We start from the raw sequence: 17,259 nt of genomic DNA, 5'->3' as shown, positions 1-17,259 counted from the left end.
GAAGGAAAATGAACGAGAAAAAGGAGACAAGGGGTCTTGTCTGGCTCGTTGTCGGCGTTGTGCTGATTGCATTGGCGGCGCTGGTGGTGGATATCCCTGGACTCTCTCACGAAGGCACGCTTTCGTTGGCTATTCTGCTCGTCGGAATCATCTATTGGGCTACGGGCTGTCTGCCGGTGCCGGTGACAGCCATGGCCATGGTGGCCGTTATTCCCCTGTTCGGCATAATGTCGTTCAACGATACCTGGGCTGCTACCATGTCGAGCCTCATTCTCTTTCTGGTGGGTACGTTTGGGTTCACCGTATTCATCAAGCACTCTTCGGTGGCGCAGCGCCTCATTGCCGTCATCCTGCGGTGGTCGGGCACCAATCCGAAGAAACTCATCCTCGGGTTCATGATTGTTTCCGCAGCTATATCCACTGTTATGAGCAATATCGCGCTGGCGGCGGTCATGATGGCGCTGGTTCATTCGCTGCTGCAGGAGAGCGGCTGCGACGAGGGCGAGTCGCGTCTGGGCAAGGCGATGGCCGTCGCAGTGCCTTGGGCCGTGGTCATCGGCTCCATGCTCACTCCCTGCGGTGGCCCCATCAACCTGATGGTTATCGGCATGGTTCAGACGACCTTTGGCATAGAGATTACTTTTGCCCAGTGGGTGATGGTGGCCGCCATTCCCGTTGTGGTGCTGCTTATTGGCACTTGGCTTGCTGCGGTGATGGTGTTTAGGCCCGAGCCTCTGTCCCAGGAGGCTGTGGATTCCGGCATCCGGAGCGCTGGCGAGCTGCCGCCTATGCCGTTCCGCGAGCGTGCCAACGTAGCCATCATCCTCATCACGCTTGTTCTGTGGATCGCCGGTTCTTGGGTCGCCATGCTCAATACCACTTCGGTGGCCCTGCTGGCTCTGTCTGCCATGTTCATTCCGCGGCTGCGCGTCATCAAATTCGACGATTTCGTTAAAGAGAGTCCTTGGGGGCTGCTTCTCATGCTGATGGCCGTGAACGCCATCGTTGCGGCGCTTACCAGCACCGGCACGGTCGACTGGCTCATCAACGTTGTCTTCGGCGATGTGGCTGCGATGCCCTGGCTGCTGACGCTACTTGTTTGCTCGATCGTGACCATGGCTATCCACAACGTCATTCCTGGCGGCCCGGCCGTCGCCGGCCTGGTGACGGTGCCCTTTGTGGGCTTCATGGTGGCCTCGGGCGGCAGCGTGGTCTCCATGGCCATGACGGTTGCCTGGTGGTCTGCCATCGCCTACCTCTTGCCTCTCGATGCAGTGAACCTGGTGTCCTACCAGGGCTACAAGTACCTGAAATTTGGCGACATGGCCAAGTGTGGGTGGGTTCCTACCGTTCTGCAGGTGGCGCTCAACTGCACTGTGATGCCCCTCATGTGTTCAGTTCTGGGGCTTGTGTAAGACGTTTGCCTCGGGGCGAAGGCCCGGAAGAGAGCCTTCGCCCCATCCAGATGAGGTGGCTCGGGGCATGAAGTGAGGGGGCGCGGGGTCAATGGAGGCGCGTGCGGTTCGCGGAAATCTCTTGGGTACGCTTAGAAAGGCGGCGCCTTTCGTCGTGGCGGCTGTCTTGCTGGCGTCGGCGCTTATGGGCCCAGAGGTGCCTGGACTTGGCCATGAGGGCAAGGCCACCGTGGCCATTCTTCTGGTTGCGGTGGTGCTCTGGGTGAGCGAGGCTCTTCCTCTGGCAATTACGGCGCTGCTCATGCTCGTGGCCATGCCGCTTTGTGGCGTATGCTCCTACGAGGATGCGTTTGCCAACTCCATCGGTAGCACGGTTTTCTTTCTGCTTGGCCCTTTCGCGTTTACTGTTGCCCTTGATGCGACTTCGATACCGACGCGCATAGCTGGGGCTGTGTTGGCCTGGTCGGGGACAAGCTCGCGCAAGATGCTTTTCGGACTGATGGCGGCTGTGGCGGCGCTCTCTACTGTCATGTCCGACGTGGCGGCTTGCGGGGTGTTTATCTCTGTGGGCAAGCGCTTGCTGGAATTGAATGGCGAGAAGGCTGGCTCCTCCTCTTTGGGTAAGGCTCTCATGATGGGCATCCCCTGGGCCTCCTATGCCGGGGGTTGCGCGGTGATGACGGGGAATGGATGCAACGTTTTGGCGGTGGATCTTTTCAGGGATCTCTTCGGTGTGGAGGTGACGTTTGCTCAGTGGTTTATCTTGGGAGCTCCGGTGGCTGTTGCCATGCTGGTGGTGGCCTGGGCGGCTTTAACGACGGTTTTCCGAACGGAGCCCCTTAAGGAGGAAGCCCTGGAACTCATCGTTTCCGAGGCTCGTGCATGCGGCCCTTTGATGCGAGCCGAGAAGGCTACGCTTATCGTGATCGGGGCTGCTCTGATCGGATGGGTGGTTAGCTCGTGGGTGCCTTTCGTCAATACGGCTCTTGTGGCTGTCTTGGCTCTGGCCGCCCTGTCGTTGCCGGGTTGCTGCGTGCTGGATTTTCGCACCTTGCTGTCTCGTATGAATTGGGGCGTCATCCTCATGATTATGAGCGTGATGTCGGTGGCTCATTTCATTGTGGTGACAGGGGCTGGCCAATGGTTCGTTGATGGAGTGGTGGCTCTGGTTCCTGCGGGGCTGCATACGGCAACTGGAATGTTGCTGGCTGCTTCGGTGGCGGGCTGCCTCATCCATGGCGTAGTGCCCGTGGGGCCGGCTGTAGCGGCCGTCTTGGCTTTTCCTCTGGGCTCCCTGGCGGGAGATTACGGAATTAGCGTAGCTGCCATGGTCATGGTCGTGGCTTGGCAGGCGTCGATATCGTATCTGTTGCCTTTGGACTGCGTACCTGTGCTCACCTATGGCTACGGCTATTACACCATGGCCGATATGGTGAGGGTGGGGTGGATACCGTCCGTTGTGCTTGTGGCGCTGTCGGTGACGCTTCTGCCGGCCCTATGCGCGTTTCTCGGGATGCCTTAGGCAGTGCGGGCTAGAGCAGGCGGCAGAGCCCATTGGCGGCAAGCGGTCGAAAGTGCGCATTCAAGGTTGTGAGCAGTGAGAGCACGAATGGCTCATCGAATACCTCCGGATGCGCAGCGATGCCCATCTCCACTCCGTAAGGCGTTCGCAGATCCCGCGCTTCGAGGGATTCATCGCTGGCAGCTTGGGAGAAAGGGGGCACGAGGATGCCGCCGCGTCCTTCGCGGATGATCTGGAGACGGGTTCCGATGTCTTCTATGCAGGTGTCTGCGGGAGATCCGAGATAGTGTTCAAGAGCCACCCTTTGCTCTCCGCTTGAGGAAACAACTGGCAGCTTGGTCAAAGCTTGGCGTCCTACGGGGTCTCCTGGAGCCAGTCCGGCAGCAGTAAAGGCCTGAGGCGTTGCCAGGACGACGTCGTGATAGCGAAGGTAGGGCCTATAGGCTATGCCATGAGAGTGGAGCGAGTCTTGTAAGGCTTGGTTCTGCTCAGTCGAGGTGTCAAAGAACAGCAGGAGCCCAACTCGCTGGATGTCGCTGTCGTCCCCCCCCGGGGGGGGGCTGATTGATAAGTGTGCTGACGATGGAGGCGGTATGCATTTGGATGATCTGGGGCTCTGGGGTGGGCAAGCTGAGGCCGCGCAGGCCTTGGCGCAGAAGTGGCAGGAGACCCATGACGAAGAAGAAAGTGCAGCAGTAGGCTTCGATGCGCTTTTGCGCGGTGTCTTGCGGCCGCTGACGATTCTGAGCGAGGAGGAGGTCGTAGTCAGCCACAACGCGACGAGCGTAGGGGAGCAGATCGTGTCCTCGGCGGGTAAGCAAGACGCTATTTGCGTTGCGTACGAAGAGGGGAGCCCCGATAGCCTCCTCGACGTTATGAATAGCGCGACTTATGCCTTGGGGGCTCATGCAGTTTTTCTCAGCGGCAAGCTTGATGGATTGGAGGTCAGCCGCATCTGCGAAGTACCGAAGATGATCGATGCGCATGCACCCTCCTCCCGTCAATGCCTGTTGAACATTATCTCACAAGTGAGGAATGGTAGAGAGGAGGGACGAAGGCGATGTGTGGCCAGTTCTGCACGCTTTGTGGGCGGTGCGCGCTTGTTGCCGGTCGAGACGCGCCGATGAAGATCATCCCGGGCCTGTGCCCTGCCTGTGGCTTCTTGAATGGCCCGACAGCTCATAGCTGCGCTTCATGCGGGGGCGAGCTCCTCTCCTTCGAGGGATTAGCGCTCTCAGAGAGAGGGCGTGAGAGATTAGAAAGGAATGACTATGTGCTTTAGACCTGCAGCTGTTGATGCGGAGCGAACCTGCCCCCATTGCGGAGAGAAGGTCGGCTCGGCGGATTCCGTATGCGCCTCTTGCGGTGCTGAGCTGCCCAAGGGATCGATGGCTCCCGGAGCTCCAGGCGTGCCGGGAGCTCCGGGGATCCCGGCGGCACCGGGTGCGCCGAAGGTGCCCGGCGCTCCGAAGGCGCCCGGAAAGTAAAGAGATGCTGCTTTGCGCGCCCGCTCCGCGAGGAGTGGGCGCCCGGCTGCTTGCACGGAGCGGATAGTGGGCTGCGCCACCTCATGGGCCTTGGCGTTGGGGCCGGGCGCAAAACGAGGTGATTTTCTACGAGAAAGTGCGGATATGCATGACTTTCGCGGTGGTCTTGGCGTCTAAGCGGGGATGGCGTTGGGTGCTGGCGATTGCGACCTGGGCAAACGGGGGATCTGGAAGGAGCGGGCCTTGCGCTTGGCTGGTTCTGTCATGCAAAGCCGCACTTTCTCGCAGGAAAAGGCCGCGAAAGCTGACCGGGTGCGATCGAGTGCGAGGCGGGGCCGGGTGCCTTGACGTTTGGGGGGGGCGGGACGGGGCCGGGCGCCTTGGTGTTTGGGGGGGACGTGCGGGCGGGTCGGACGCTCTCGGAAGGGCGTGGCGGGACGCTCGCGGACGGGGAGGCCCGGCGGGCTTGTCTGTTTCGTGACGGCGTTGAGGCGCGGCGCGGGGCTGTGGTATCCTGCGAGAGGCTTCTCGCATACCCGAACTACCAACGAACCCCATGCCTGAAGGAGCACCTCGGACTTGAACCGGCAGACGCATATCGTTTCCTTCGACGACGCGAAGCGCTCGCGTCGTTCTTTTGTGTCTGAAAGCGGTTCCGAATGGGGGAGTCGTGGGGAATCGGGCCGCGGTGCGCGCACTCGTCAGGGCGCTGGGCGCCGCTCGAGCGACGCCCCTGGCGCTGCGGGCCGCCCGACTGCCGGCACGCGTGCGGGCGCGCGGGACGCAATGCGACCTGGGCGTGAGGCCGGTCGTGGCGCGGCGCGCCCTGCGGACATATCGGGCGTCGGCGCGACGTTGGGCTCCGTCGTGGGGCGGGCCTCTCGCGACGCGTCGTCCGTCGGCGCGGCAGCGGGCCGCTCCTCTCGCGGATCCCTCCCGGGCGGCCGCGAGACCTTCCGCTACGACGGCCTGCGTGACGAGGTACGCGTGCTGGACGGCGGCTCGCCCGCCCGCGGCACTCGCTCGCGCGGTGCGGTGCCGGCCGCCGCTCGTGGCGCAGCCTCCTCGCTGGTCGCCGAGGGGCGCCGACCGCGCGGCGCGTCCGCTGAGGCGCGGGTCGCCCGCCGCGACGCTGGCGAGGCGGCAGCCGAAGACTACCTGGAGCGCACCCGCGCCCGCCGTGACACGCGCGACGAGGGCGTCGAGGACGAGCCGCCTGCCAAGCGCGGCCTGATGGGCCGCCTGTCGAAGGCGCGGCGCAGCGCCTCCAAGGCCAAGGCCGACCGTGAGTTCACCCGCCGCTACGGCGACGACAAGCCCTCGGCCGCCGAGTCGGGCCCTCGCGCCGCTGTCTACGAGACCCAGATGGGCCGCCAGCACAAGCGCGCCGCACGCCTGCAGGACGGCCGGGACGGTGCGCGCCGCTCGTCCGCTCCGTCCCGCCCCTCTGACAAGCGGGAGGCCGGCTCGGCCCGCAACCGCCTGGTCACCCTGGGCGCTGTGGCCGTATGCCTGCTGCTGACCTGCGTGTTTCTCTATCCGCCGGCCCAGCAGTACTACCAGGAGGTGCGCGAGCGCGACCGTCTGCAGGCCGAGTACGACGCCATCCAGCAGCGCAACGACGCCATCCAGCGCGAGGTGGACTACCTGTCAGCCGACGCTGGGGTGCAGGACAAGGCTCGCGCGGAGTTCGGCTGGGTGATGGAGGGCGAGCGCTCTGTGAGCGTCACGGGCATCGACGTGCCGGATGAGTCGAGGTTCACGGCCAACATCGTGGCGGGCGAGATTCCCGCGCCTGAGACCTGGTACTCCTTCCTCGACCCGCTGTTCGGGGTGAGCTAGCGCCGCCCCGCCACCGTGCCGCCGGCTGCGGGCCGACGGCTTTCCCGCAAGCGAAGGGAGCATGTCATGGGGTATCGTCCCGGCCGCTATGCGGCCATCGACATCGGAACCGTCACCTGCCGCATGCTTGTCGCCGATGTGGCGGCTGACGGCGCCATCACCGAGTTGGCCAAGGAATACGCCATCACCAACCTTGGCGAGGGGGTAGACGCCTCGGGCCTGCTCTCGCGCGCTGCCATGGATCGTGTGCTGGCGGCGGTCGACCGCTACCTTGTGGTGCGCGACGCCCTGGCCGAGCCGGGCCGTCCCGTGACGACCATCGCCATGGCCACCTCGGCGACCCGTGACGCGGCCAACGGCGCCGAGTTCGCGGCGCTCCTGGCCGAGCGCGGCGTCACGCTGGCGGTCATCCCCGGCCAGCGCGAGGCCGCGCTCTCGTTCCTCGGCGCGAGCAGCGGGTTCCCCGGCGAGGACGTGGCGGTGGTGGACATCGGCGGCGGCTCCACCGAGGTGGTGGCCGGCCGCGCTGGCGCGGAGCCGGCGATGGCGCGCTCCTTCGACGTGGGCTGCCGGCGCATGACCGAGCGCTTCCTCGCGTCCGACCCGCCTACCGCCGCCGAGCGCGCGGCCGCCCGGGCCTGGGCGCACGACGAGATGGCCCCCTACTTCGCCGATCTGCGCACGGCGGTGGCCGTGGGGCGCATGGTGGCCGTGGCGGGGACGGCCACCACGGTGGTGTCCGTCCGCGAGGCGATGGCCTCCTACGACTCGGCGCGCGTGCACCGCGCCTTCGTCTCCGTCGCCGATCTGCGCGCGGTGGCCGAGCGCCTGGAGGAGCTGCCCCTCACCGAGCGCGAGCGGGTGGTGGGGCTCGACCCGGGGCGTGCGCCGGTCATCGTGGCGGGCATGGTCATCCTGGAGGAGGTGCTCGCCCTCATGGGCCTGCCCGGCTTCACGGTGAGCGAGTCCGACATCCTCGACGGCATGGTGCTCGAGGCCGCCCGCGGGTAGTCTCGCCTGCGGCCCGTGGGCTTCCACCGTCGTGGCGTGAGTGTAAGGTTTTTCCCGGTGCCGCTGTGCTAACATGATGGGCTGTGCTGCGGGGGCGTGGCGGAACTGGCATACGCAGCGGACTTAAAATCCGCCGCCGCAAGGCTTAAGGGTTCGAACCCCTTCGCCCCTACCAATATCTTCCGCCGCACGCTGACCGTCCGACCCTAGGCAAGAAAGCGCTATGGATACCATCAACGAGATCATCGCAGGCGTCGAGAAGCCCCCCACCTCCTTCGAGGAGTACCTGACCTGCTACGCGGACAAGGTGGGCACGCTCGTCAACGAGTACATTCCCCGGGGCACCCATCCTGACATGGACCGCTACCTCTACGAGCCCCTGTTCTCCTACAGCCAGAACGGCGGCAAGCGCCACCGGCCGCTCATCTGCTTCGCGGCCTGTCGAGCTGTGGGTGGCGACATGGAGCGCGCCACCTCGGCGGCTGCGGCCATCGAGCACTTCCACACGGCGGCGCTCATCCACGACGACATCGCCGACGAGGCCGAGCTGCGCCGCGGTGAGCCGTGCCTGCACCTCACCGAGGGGCTCGGCTTGGCCATCAACATGGGCGATCTGGCGCTTTCCCTGGTCAACGGCACGGTGATGAACGATGCCAGCCTCGATGACGCCACCAAGGTGCGCGTGGTGACCGAGCTCATCAACATGACGCGCCGCACCATCGAGGGGCAGGCGCTCGACATCGGCTGGGCGCGAGACGGCCGCTACGACATCACGCCCGAGGACTACCTGGTCATGGCCACGCACAAGACCGCCCACTATTCGGGCGCCGTGCCCCTGGCCATCGGCGCCATCATCGGCGGCGGCACGGACGCCCAGGTGGAGGCCCTGCGCAACTATGGCCTGGACACGGGCCTGGCGTTCCAGATCCAGGATGACCTGCTCAACCTGGTGGGCAGCGAGGAGTCCACGAAGAAGGACTTCCGCAACGACCTGACCGAGGGCAAGCGCACGCTCGTGGTGGTGCACGCGCTGCAGAGCTCGCCGCAGCGCGACCGCCTGATCGAGATCCTCTCCTCGAAGGAGAAGGATCCGGCTGTGCTGGCCGAGGCCGTGGAGATCATGGAGGCGAGCGGCTCGGTGGACTACGCGCGCGCCTACGCGGAGAACCTCACGAGCATCGCGAAGAACCGTCTCATCGACATGGTGGAGCCGTCGCCCTCGCGTGATCTGCTCGTGTCCATGGCCGACTGGTTCGTGAGCAGGTTGAAGTAGCCATGAAGGCCATCGAGATCGGCCAGACGGGCCCTGCCGTCGAAGACGTCCAGCATCGCCTGATGCTCATCGGCCACCTGACGGAAGACCAGGTGACGGGCTCCTACGACGAGGCCACTGCCCAGGCCGTGCGCGCGTTCTGCCGCAACGTGGGCGTGCCCGAGTCGTCGGAGGTGACCGAGAAGGTGTGGGCGGCCCTGGTGGATGCGTCCTATTCGCTCGGCGACCGCACGCTCTACCTGCGTATGCCCTACTTCCACGGCCATGACGTGCTGGAGCTGCAGCAGGCCCTCGGCGCGCTCGGCTTTGCCGTGGGGCATGAGGACGCCATCTTCGGCGCCTACACCGAGATGGCCCTGCGCAAGTTCCAGCTGAACCTGGGCCTGCCCTCGGACGGCATCGCCGGCGCCTACACCTATGCGGCCCTCCGCAACCTCCATCACTCGTGGGAGGGGAAGGGGGCGGCCCACGCGCCGCTGCACCTGGGCTTTGCCCGCGCGGCCGACGTGCTGGAGGCCAACGCGCTGTGCCTGTTCGGCACCGACGGCTTCGCGCGGTCGGTGGCCTCGCGCATGTCGAACCTGGCGCTGGCCACGAACCCGGCCTCTAAGATAGTGAGCGCCGACGCGCTCTCGGTGGCGCCGGACGACCGCATGCTGCTCGTGCACGTGGCGGTGCAGGGCGCTCCGGTGGAAGAGGCCGTGCCCGCCGTGGACTGCACTGACGACGAGGGGCTCTCCCTGCGGCTCAAGACCGCCATCGCGGCGGCCCGCGCCGCGCGGCCGGCCCGCATCACGCTGGCGCTGCCGAGCCAGATGTGGGAGGACGCCGGTGCCGATCGCTCGGCCCAGCACTTCGCCATCACGCTGCTCGACGCGCTCTGCCTGGCGCTTTCGGAGTAGCGCCTCTGCCTGAGGACGGGAAGGCGGCGGGGTTTCGCCGGTGGCCTGCTGGCCGGGTGTCGCGCCGCTTGCGCCGGATGCGGCTCGCGCCCGGTTCTCGCCGCAGAGCGTCCGCGCTCCCGTCACGGAGCCGCCGGCTCCTTCCTCCCGCCGCCTTTGTTTCGCCAGGGTTAACTGTGCCGTTTTCCCGCGGGGGCCGGTGGTACAATGCTGGGGTTTTACGTAAGCATTACCGGAAGGGGAGCGTACATGGCACGTCCCATGACCATGGCGGAGAAGATTCTCGCCGCCCACGCCGGCCTGGACGAGGTGGAGCCGGGGCAGCTCATCGAGTGCGACCTGGACCTGGTGCTGGCCAACGACGTGACGGCGCCTATCGCCATCAAGACCGTCTGCGAGATCACCGACCGCGTGTTTGATCCTGAGCGCGTGATCCTGGTGCCGGACCACTATGTGCCCAACAAGGACATCAAGAGCGCCGAGCAGGCCAAGATCGTGCGTGACTTCGCGCGCGAGCAGGGCGTCACCCACTACTACGAGGTGGGCTGCATGGGCGTGGAGCACGCGCTGCTGCCCGAGCAGGGCGTGGTGGGCGCGGGCGACCTCATCATCGGTGCCGACAGCCACACCTGCACCTACGGCGCGCTCGGCGCGTTCTCCACGGGCGTGGGGTCTACCGACGCCGGCGTGGGCATGGCTACGGGCAAGGCGTGGTTCAAGGTGCCCGAGACCATCAAGTTCGTCATCGACGGCGAGCTGGCCCCCGGTGTGACCGGCAAGGACGTCATCCTGCACATCATCGGCATGATCGGCGTGGACGGCGCGCTGTACAAGGCCATGGAGTTCACCGGCAGCGCCATCGAGGCCCTGCCCATGGACGAGCGCCTCTCCATCTCCAACATGGCCATCGAGGCCGGCGGCAAGGCGGGCCTCATCCCCGTTGACGACGTGACCCGCGCCTATATGGACGGCCGCGTCGAGCGCCCCTACACCGCCTACTATTCCGACGAGGACGCCCAGTTTGCCCAGGTCATTGAGATCGACGCGGCGGACATCGTGCCGACGGTGGCCTTCCCGCACCTGCCGAGCAACACCCGTCCCGTGGCCGAGGCCCGTGACGTGAAGATCGACCAGGCCGTCATCGGCAGCTGCACCAACGGCCGGCTGGACGACATGCGTCAGGCTGCGGCGGTGCTGCGCGGGCGCACGGTGCATCCGGACGTGCGCTGCATCGTCATCCCCGCCACCCAGCAGGTCTACCGCCAGTGCATGGAGGAGGGCCTGATGGACGTGTTCCTCGACGCCAACTGCGCCGTGTCCACGCCTACCTGCGGCCCGTGCCTGGGCGGCTACATGGGCATCCTGGCCGCGGGCGAGCGCGCCATCGCCACCACCAACCGCAACTTCGTCGGCCGCATGGGCGACCCGACGAGCGAGGTGTACCTGTCCTCGCCGGCCGTCGCCGCCGCCAGCGCCGTGCTGGGGCACATCGGCCTGCCGGAAGACCTGGAGCCCGTCGCCTGCGCGGCGGACGCGGAATAGGAGGACGCCATGGAGTTCAAGGGCACCGTCCATCGCTACGGGCGCGACATCGACACCGACGTCATCATCCCGGCGCGCTACCTCAACACCTCTGACCCGGCCGAGCTGGCCCGCCACTGCCTGGAGGACCTGGACACGGCGTTCGTGGACAAGGTGACGCCGGGCGACATCATCGTGGCCGAGGAGAACTTCGGCTGTGGCAGCTCGCGCGAGCACGCGCCCATCGCCATCAAGGCGGCCGGCGTGGACGTGGTCATCGCCAAGTCCTTCGCGCGCATCTTCTACCGCAACGCCATCAACACGGGGCTGGCCATCATGGAGTGCCCCGAGGCGGTGGACGCCATCGCCGACGGCGACGTGGTGAGCGTGGACGCCGACGCGGGCGTCATCACCGACGAGACCACCGGCCAGACCTTCACGGCCCAGCCGTTCCCCCCGTTCATCCGCGAGATCATCGAGGCCGGCGGCCTGGTGAACCGCTGGAAGGCGCGGCTGGGGTAGAGACGCATGGTCAATTGGTGGACGCGCCGCCTCCGGTCAGGGGGAGGCGCGCTCGCCGTTAGAATGACGGCAGCTGGCGAAGTCCGATTGCGGGCGGCGCTCCCCGAAGGGAGTGATCGCCTATGGAGGTATTCCGAGAAATCCTGAACGTCGCTGCGGCCATTGCCACGGTCGCCGGGTTTCTGCTCGAGACGTGGAGGGAATATAAGCAATGCCGGATGACGAAGGGAGAAAAGGAAAAGGCCGGCGGCAACCGGCCTTAACCTAATCAACTGAACCTGCGCCGCCCGTCCATGGGTCACAACCTACGGGCTTCGCCGGCTCCATGAGTATACCAGGAAAGAGGCGTGAAATGAAGACGTACCGCATCTGCTTGCTTCCGGGTGATGGCATCGGCCCGGAGATCATCGCCGAGGGCGTGAAGGTGCTTGACGCCGTGGGCGAGAAGTACGGCGTGGGCTTCACCTACGACGAGGCCCTCATCGGCGGCATCGCCATCGACGAGACGGGCGAGGCGCTGCCTGCGGCCACGCTGGAGACGGCCAAGGCGTCCGACGCCGTGCTGCTCGCGGCCGTCGGCGGCCCGAAGTGGGATACCACCGACCCGACGCGCCCTCGTCCCGAGCAGGGACTGCTGGGCATCCGCAAGGAGCTGGGGCTCTACGCCAACCTGCGCCCGGTGACCATCTTCAACGCCCTGGCCGACGCCTCCACGCTCAAGCCCGAGGTCATCGACGGGGTGGACCTGCTCATCGTGCGCGAGCTCACCGGCGGCCTGTACTTCGGCGAGCGTGAGCGCTTCTACGACGAGGAGGGCGCTGGCGAGAACGGCGGCAACGGCCAGCGCGCCTACGACACGCTGGAGTACCGCGAGTACGAGATTCGCCGCATCGCGCGCCATGCCTTCGAGATGGCTCGCAAGCGCCACTCCAAGGTGTGCTCCATCGACAAGGCCAACGTGCTGGAGACGAGCCGTCTGTGGCGCGAGATCGTCCACGACGTGGCCAAGGACTACCCGGACGTGGAGCTCTCAGACCTGCTGGTGGACAACGCGGCCATGCAGCTGATCTGCCGGCCGTCCCAGTTCGACGTGGTGGTGACCGAGAACATGTTCGGCGACATCCTGTCGGATGAGGCCTCCATGCTCTCCGGCTCGCTCGGGATGCTGGCGAGCGCGAGCCTCGGCGACGGCGTGGCGCTCTACGAGCCGAGCCACGGCAGCGCGCCGGACATCGCCGGGCAGGGCATCGCCAACCCGCTGGCGCAGATCCTCTCGGTAGAGATGATGCTGCGCTACAGCTTCGGCATGCAGGAGGCCGCCGATGACGTGCTGGCCGCCGTGACCGCCGTGCTGGACGCGGGCTTCCGCACCGGCGACATCAAGCAGGCCGACACGCCGGAGGACAAGGTGGTGGGCACCGAGCTGATGGGCTCGCTCGTGGCCGAGCGCATCCAGCCCACGGAGAAGTTCGCCGAACTGTGGGGCCGCCATCCCGACGACTGGAAGGACTACCGCGCGAACTAGGGGGCATGGCGCCGCGTCGCCGCCGGCCTGTCTCATCGTCTTGTCAGGGCCCCGCGCAGCGTCGCGGGGCCCTGCTGCGTGTGCGGGATCGGCGGGCGCGTGGTCGTCGGGTGCGCGTGGCTCTCGGGCCTGTGGCCGCGAAGGCCCGGGCGGCTTTCGGGCGCCCGAGTTGCCCATCGGCTTCTTGGCGGGGCGGTGGGGGCAGCGGCCGGACGGGCAGCGGGGGGGGAGAATGCCGTCCCCGCTGCCCGCCCTTTTATTCCGGGAATAGTTGACGCGGCGGGCGATAACGGCTTGAATGGTGGGGATACCCAGAGCGCGCTCCGAGGGACGGGGCGCCGACGAGAAGGAGACTCCTATGACTGCCATCAAGCTTGCCGTTCCCACCATGGGCGCTGCCGGCCTGGACGCCGAGCGCAGCGGCCACTTCGGCCACTGCGACTGCTTCACCATCGTCACCATCGTCGATGGCGAGATCACCGAGGTGGACGCGCTGGACAACCCGCCTCATGAGGAGGGCGGCTGCCTGCGTCCTGTGAGCCTGCTGCACGATGCCGGCGTGGACGCCATCGTGGCGGCCGGCATGGGCATGCGTCCGATGATGGGCTTTGCCGACGCGGGCATCACCGTGTACTTCGAGAACCAGACCCCCAACGTGGGCAAGGTGGCCGAGATGGTGGCCGCCGGCCAGGTGCCCACCATGGGCCCGGAGAACGCCTGCCACCACTAGGTTGCGTCGCCCGGGGGTCGCGGCATCGTGTGCCGACCCCCCCCCGTGCTGAGGGGCCGTCCTTCGCGGGCGGCCCTTTTTCATGCCTGCAATTCGGCGGCAATGACGGTGCTTGGGGCGGCTCGGCCCTTACGTCGCCTTCTTCATCGTGGAGGGCGCTGCGGTGAAGGAGGATCGCATCCTCTCCTTGCGCCGGGACTTCGGACGGGCGCTGGGCAGGGACGGCTTGCGCTACAATTGAGCGGAACGATGAGCGGCGCCTCGCAGGGGCGCCTTGTCCGCTTGGAGCGAAGAGACGTGGAAACCAACGACGGGGCCCGAGAGCCCCGTGTTTTCAGCATAGGCGGCCTGGCCGGGGTGCTCGGTGGCTCCCGACGGGTGCTTGAGGGCGCGTTGGCGCCGTTTCCCGGGACGGAGGAGCCCTCCGGCGGCCCGTTCTCGGAGCCGCTGCCCGAGGGCGGGGTGCTCCCGGGACCCCATGGCACGGTGCTGCGGCTGCCGACGGCGGCCGAGGCGGCGCCGGCTGGGCGTCCCATCGGCCCGGACGTGGCGGTGGGCTGGGCGTGCGGCGTGCTGCCGGCCCCTTTCAAAGACGACCGCTACCTCGTGGAGTTCACGGGACGCAGCGAGGTGCGTGTCCTGGCGTACCTCGACCGCTTCGGCCGCGCCTTTGCCGCCGACGAGCCGAGCGAAGTGCCGCCGGCTCGCGTCCCCGACCTGGCGTTCGTGCGCGATGACGAGGTGGCTCCGGAGGCCGATGAGGCGGGCTGGGTGGTGGTTGCCGACGCGGGCGGCGAGGAGCGGCGCGTGGCGTCGTACCGGGTGAGCGCCGGGCGCTACGACCTGTTCGGCAGTTGGTACGACTTCGGCGCCGCCGCATCCGGCCTGGCCTATCCCGACGCGTTGGCGCGGGCGTACCTGGCCTGCGTCTACCGACCGTCGCTCACGGGCATCCCCGTGCCGTCGAGCGGGCTGGGGTGCATCTTCGAGCTGCTGGGGACCGCCAACCCGGTGCGCGGGCTGCGTGCCGTGCGCCTGCTGGTGGAGCGCGCCCGGCGCGATCCGGCCTTGCGGCCGCCGGCGCTGGCGTCGCTGCTGGTGGCGTGGCTGGAGGAGGCGGGCTTCACGGATCGCGCGAGTCGCGGCTGGCTCTACGGCGCCGATGAGGAGGGGCCGCTACGGCTCATCCGCACGCGGCGCTACGCGAACACCTTCTACCTGGGCGAGGTCGACGAGGACGCGGGCATTCCGGAGCGGACGATCTGGGCTGTGGAGTCGGCGCTCAATCGCTTTCTGCTGCTGAGCGATGCCCTGGGCGCGCGGGCGGCCCTGGCCGATGAGGCCGCGTGCGCCCAGTGGGATGAGGCCCTGCGCGTGGGCGTTGCCTCCCAGGTGGGCGACGCGGCGCGTTCGAGCGGCGAAGGCGCCGGGTCGGCGGCGGGGGAGTGGGACGCGCGGGTGTCGGTGGCCGAGGCCCTCGAGCGCCTGCGCCTGCCGTATCGCTTCCGCGTGGCGTTCGACGTGGACGTGGCCGCGCCGGGCGTGGCGGCCTTTCTGGTGACGGCGCCCGATGCCTCGCTCATGCCGCGCCACCGCTACGATGAGGCGGCAGCGCGCTGGGTAGAGCTTGCGCCCGTCGAGCGAGACCAGATGGCGCGCGCCTATGCGGCGCAGCTGGGCATCGCCCTGGCGAGCGCGGCTTTCGCGGCATCGGGATCCATCGATGAGGTGATGGTGACCACCCGCCCGCTCGCGGCGGAGGAGGACGGCTCGCCGGATGATGGCGGGGCTGAGGCGCGGTACTCGTGGGATGAGGTCGCCGCCCTCGTGCTGGCTGCCGACGACGAGGCGCTTGCGCCCGATGCTGCCGCCGACCTCTCGGGCGGCCCCCTCTTCTACCAGGTGGTATTCGACCGGGCGCGCTTCGCCCGTCGGGGGGTCGCGGCGGATGACCCAGTGGCGTTCCTCGGCTCCTTCGGCGCGGTGCTGGACCCGTCGCAAGGTGATGCCGCGGCCGTGGGCGATTTGGGCCCGCAGCCGCGCGACCCCTTCTGCTTGCTGGAGGGCCGCCCTGCCCGCGTGGTGCGCGAGGACGCGCCCGAGTGCGCCGACGCCCCGCTCGCCGATGCCTGGCGGCAAGCCCTCGGTGCCCGCTCGGCCCGCGATGTGCGCGTCGTCTACGACGGCGGGCTGCGCCGCGCGGCCGATGAGCTGGCCGAGGCCGTGGTCGGTGCCGCTACCGTGCAGGAGGCCATCCACGAGGTGCTGGCCGTCCAGGGAGTCACGGGCGACCCGCTCGTGTACCAGGGCTGCACGCGGTTGATGACGGCGCTCACGCAGGGCAGCGTGGCCCTGGGCGAGCGCGAGGCCGTGCGTGCGTGCCTCATCGGCGAGAACCCGTTGGCCGAGGCCGTGGCCCGCGCCCGCGCCGCCGTGCCCGCCGATCCGCAGCGGGCGGCCGACATCCTGGGCGAGGCCATCGCCGCCGCGGAGTCGAGCGGCCGCTTCACCGACACCGGCGAGGCCGTGCACCGCTTCTTCGACAGCTACGCGGGGCGCCTGGCCTACAACCTGCGCGGGCTCGACGAGGGGCGTGAGGTGGAGCTCGTTCCGCCGGCGCTGCTGCTGTGCTATTTGGACGCCATCAACCTGCTTGACGAGTCGTTCAGCCAGTCCGAGGCCGCGATGGCCTACGGACAGCGCTGCATCGAGCTGGCGCCGACGTTCTCGCTGGCGTACCGCCGCTGCGCGCGGGCCTCCATGCTGGTGGGTGACTTGGAGGCCGCCGCCGACCTGCTCGTGCGCTGCCTGGCCTTCTCCACGGCCTCCGACGAGATAGCCATGGCGTACTACCAGCTGGCCTACGTGGAATGGAAGGCGGGCCGCGCGCGGGAGGGACTGGCCTGCTACTGCAAGTCCATCATGGCGTCGCCGGTGTACGCACCCCAGGCGTCGGTTGAGCTGCACGAGCTTATGCGCGAGGAGGGGTTGGACCTGCTGCCGCGCGAGCAGGTGGACGACGTGCTCGACGCCGCCGGCATCCCCGTCGCGCCGGTGGATGACCGCCTGGTGGAGCTGTGGGACGCCCTGCGCGCCGCCGTGGACGCCAACCTGTTCGCGGTGGGCCGCTCGCTTCTGGCCACCTACCTCCAGCATCGTCCCGATGACGCCCTGGCCAGCGTTCTGCGATCCCTCTCCAGTCGTCCTCGCGCCTGAGGGGGGCGGGGGCGAGGGGTGCTCCTGCGGGGGTCGTTTGCGCCCTCGGGGTCTGCCGCCTGCCGCCCGTTGCGCGCCCTCGGGGGCTGCCGCCCGCTGCGCCGGGGGACCCGCCGCCCGCCTGCGCGCCTGCCCGCTGCCCCGACGCCCTCTCGTTGCCAGGGCTTCGTGCGGGGCGTCTGCCTAAAATGGCCAAAAATGACGACTTGACGACAAGGCACAGTGGGCGTCCGGCGGTTCGCTTAACGTAATCCCAGGTCACGGATTGTAGGCATCTGTCCGCGCAACGCCGT

At 67.7% G+C, this 17,259-nt stretch carries 15 protein-coding genes and 1 tRNA gene; 14 read left to right on the top strand and 2 right to left on the bottom strand.

Annotation, left to right across the window (positions count from 1 at the left end):
* The first annotated feature begins 8 nt into the window (after window positions 1–8).
* The gene (locus D1643_RS01020; protein ID WP_160707748.1) at window positions 9–1,415 is read left to right on the top strand and encodes an SLC13 family permease; all 1,407 of its coding nucleotides are present in this window, start codon (window positions 9–11) and stop codon (window positions 1,413–1,415) included.
* A 91-nt stretch (window positions 1,416–1,506) separates the two neighbouring features.
* Window positions 1,507–2,937: an SLC13 family permease gene (locus D1643_RS01015; protein ID WP_160707746.1), complete on the top strand. Its 1,431-nt coding sequence runs from the start codon at window positions 1,507–1,509 to the stop codon at window positions 2,935–2,937.
* A 10-nt stretch (window positions 2,938–2,947) separates the two neighbouring features.
* On the opposite strand, the gene D1643_RS01010 is transcribed toward D1643_RS01015, so the two are convergent.
* Window positions 2,948–3,280 (bottom strand): hypothetical protein, encoded by a 333-nt coding sequence (locus D1643_RS01010; protein ID WP_160707744.1) that lies wholly within the window; start codon window positions 3,278–3,280, stop codon window positions 2,948–2,950.
* A gap of 157 nt (window positions 3,281–3,437) precedes the next feature.
* Window positions 3,438–3,923, bottom strand: a complete 486-nt coding sequence (locus D1643_RS12180; protein ID WP_160707742.1) for a LysR family transcriptional regulator — start codon at window positions 3,921–3,923, stop codon at window positions 3,438–3,440.
* A 279-nt stretch (window positions 3,924–4,202) separates the two neighbouring features.
* Here D1643_RS12180 and D1643_RS12175 point away from each other — a divergent pair, with 279 nt between their 5' ends.
* The 12 genes from D1643_RS12175 to D1643_RS00945 all read left to right on the top strand — a co-directional run bounded on the left by D1643_RS12175 (window position 4,203) and on the right by D1643_RS00945 (window position 16,966).
* Window positions 4,203–4,424 carry a zinc ribbon domain-containing protein gene (locus tag D1643_RS12175; RefSeq protein ID WP_160707740.1) on the top strand — a complete coding sequence of 74 codons (222 nt, stop codon included), beginning with the start codon at window positions 4,203–4,205 and terminating at the stop codon, window positions 4,422–4,424.
* Window positions 4,425–5,210: 786 nt separating this feature from the next.
* Window positions 5,211–6,266 (top strand): septum formation initiator family protein, encoded by a 1,056-nt coding sequence (locus D1643_RS00995; protein ID WP_160707738.1) that lies wholly within the window; start codon window positions 5,211–5,213, stop codon window positions 6,264–6,266.
* Between the two features lie 66 nt (window positions 6,267–6,332).
* The gene (locus D1643_RS00990) at window positions 6,333–7,277 is read left to right on the top strand and encodes a Ppx/GppA family phosphatase (RefSeq protein WP_160707736.1); all 945 of its coding nucleotides are present in this window, start codon (window positions 6,333–6,335) and stop codon (window positions 7,275–7,277) included.
* 90 nt (window positions 7,278–7,367) lie between these two features.
* Window positions 7,368–7,452: transfer RNA gene (locus D1643_RS00985), tRNA-Leu, on the top strand.
* 48 nt (window positions 7,453–7,500) lie between these two features.
* Window positions 7,501–8,550: a polyprenyl synthetase family protein gene (locus D1643_RS00980; protein ID WP_160707734.1), complete on the top strand. Its 1,050-nt coding sequence runs from the start codon at window positions 7,501–7,503 to the stop codon at window positions 8,548–8,550.
* 2 nt (window positions 8,551–8,552) lie between these two features.
* The gene (locus D1643_RS00975) at window positions 8,553–9,452 is read left to right on the top strand and encodes a peptidoglycan-binding protein (RefSeq protein ID WP_160707732.1); all 900 of its coding nucleotides are present in this window, start codon (window positions 8,553–8,555) and stop codon (window positions 9,450–9,452) included.
* Window positions 9,453–9,701: 249 nt separating this feature from the next.
* The gene (gene leuC, locus D1643_RS00970; protein ID WP_160707730.1) at window positions 9,702–10,994 is read left to right on the top strand and encodes a 3-isopropylmalate dehydratase large subunit; all 1,293 of its coding nucleotides are present in this window, start codon (window positions 9,702–9,704) and stop codon (window positions 10,992–10,994) included.
* Window positions 10,995–11,003: 9 nt separating this feature from the next.
* Complete coding sequence (locus tag D1643_RS00965; RefSeq protein WP_160707728.1) at window positions 11,004–11,495, top strand: 3-isopropylmalate dehydratase small subunit; 492 nt, start codon at window positions 11,004–11,006, stop codon at window positions 11,493–11,495.
* A 122-nt stretch (window positions 11,496–11,617) separates the two neighbouring features.
* Window positions 11,618–11,758 (top strand): hypothetical protein, encoded by a 141-nt coding sequence (locus D1643_RS00960; protein ID WP_160707726.1) that lies wholly within the window; start codon window positions 11,618–11,620, stop codon window positions 11,756–11,758.
* An 89-nt stretch (window positions 11,759–11,847) separates the two neighbouring features.
* Window positions 11,848–13,020, top strand: a complete 1,173-nt coding sequence (gene leuB / locus D1643_RS00955; RefSeq protein WP_160707724.1) for a 3-isopropylmalate dehydrogenase — start codon at window positions 11,848–11,850, stop codon at window positions 13,018–13,020.
* 358 nt (window positions 13,021–13,378) lie between these two features.
* Window positions 13,379–13,750: a NifB/NifX family molybdenum-iron cluster-binding protein gene (locus D1643_RS00950; protein WP_160707722.1), complete on the top strand. Its 372-nt coding sequence runs from the start codon at window positions 13,379–13,381 to the stop codon at window positions 13,748–13,750.
* Window positions 13,751–14,047: 297 nt separating this feature from the next.
* Entirely contained in the window at window positions 14,048–16,966 is a 2,919-nt protein-coding gene (locus D1643_RS00945; RefSeq protein WP_160707720.1) for a hypothetical protein, read from the top strand.
* Window positions 16,967–17,259: the final 293 nt, after the last annotated feature.

Source organism: Enterorhabdus sp. P55, from assembly GCF_009911695.1.
Classification (GTDB): Bacteria; Actinomycetota; Coriobacteriia; order Coriobacteriales; family Eggerthellaceae; genus Enterorhabdus.
This window is presented reverse-complemented; position numbering and strand designations above follow the sequence as displayed.

Excerpts from the sequence above, each read along its gene's own strand:
- D1643_RS01020 (WP_160707748.1), top strand. The coding sequence starts at position 9 with ATGAACGAGAAAAAGGAGACAAGGGGTCTTGTCTGGCTCGTTGTCGGC.
- D1643_RS01015 (WP_160707746.1), top strand. The coding sequence starts at position 1,507 with ATGGAGGCGCGTGCGGTTCGCGGAAATCTCTTGGGTACGCTTAGAAAG.
- D1643_RS12180 (WP_160707742.1), bottom strand. The coding sequence starts at position 3,923 with ATGCGCATCGATCATCTTCGGTACTTCGCAGATGCGGCTGACCTCCAA.
- D1643_RS12175 (WP_160707740.1), top strand. The coding sequence starts at position 4,203 with ATGACTATGTGCTTTAGACCTGCAGCTGTTGATGCGGAGCGAACCTGC.
- D1643_RS00995 (WP_160707738.1), top strand. The coding sequence starts at position 5,211 with ATGCGACCTGGGCGTGAGGCCGGTCGTGGCGCGGCGCGCCCTGCGGAC.
- D1643_RS00990 (WP_160707736.1), top strand. The coding sequence starts at position 6,333 with ATGGGGTATCGTCCCGGCCGCTATGCGGCCATCGACATCGGAACCGTC.
- D1643_RS00980 (WP_160707734.1), top strand. The coding sequence starts at position 7,501 with ATGGATACCATCAACGAGATCATCGCAGGCGTCGAGAAGCCCCCCACC.
- D1643_RS00975 (WP_160707732.1), top strand. The coding sequence starts at position 8,553 with ATGAAGGCCATCGAGATCGGCCAGACGGGCCCTGCCGTCGAAGACGTC.
- leuC (WP_160707730.1), top strand. The coding sequence starts at position 9,702 with ATGGCACGTCCCATGACCATGGCGGAGAAGATTCTCGCCGCCCACGCC.
- D1643_RS00965 (WP_160707728.1), top strand. The coding sequence starts at position 11,004 with ATGGAGTTCAAGGGCACCGTCCATCGCTACGGGCGCGACATCGACACC.
- D1643_RS00960 (WP_160707726.1), top strand. The coding sequence starts at position 11,618 with ATGGAGGTATTCCGAGAAATCCTGAACGTCGCTGCGGCCATTGCCACG.
- leuB (WP_160707724.1), top strand. The coding sequence starts at position 11,848 with ATGAAGACGTACCGCATCTGCTTGCTTCCGGGTGATGGCATCGGCCCG.
- D1643_RS00950 (WP_160707722.1), top strand. The coding sequence starts at position 13,379 with ATGACTGCCATCAAGCTTGCCGTTCCCACCATGGGCGCTGCCGGCCTG.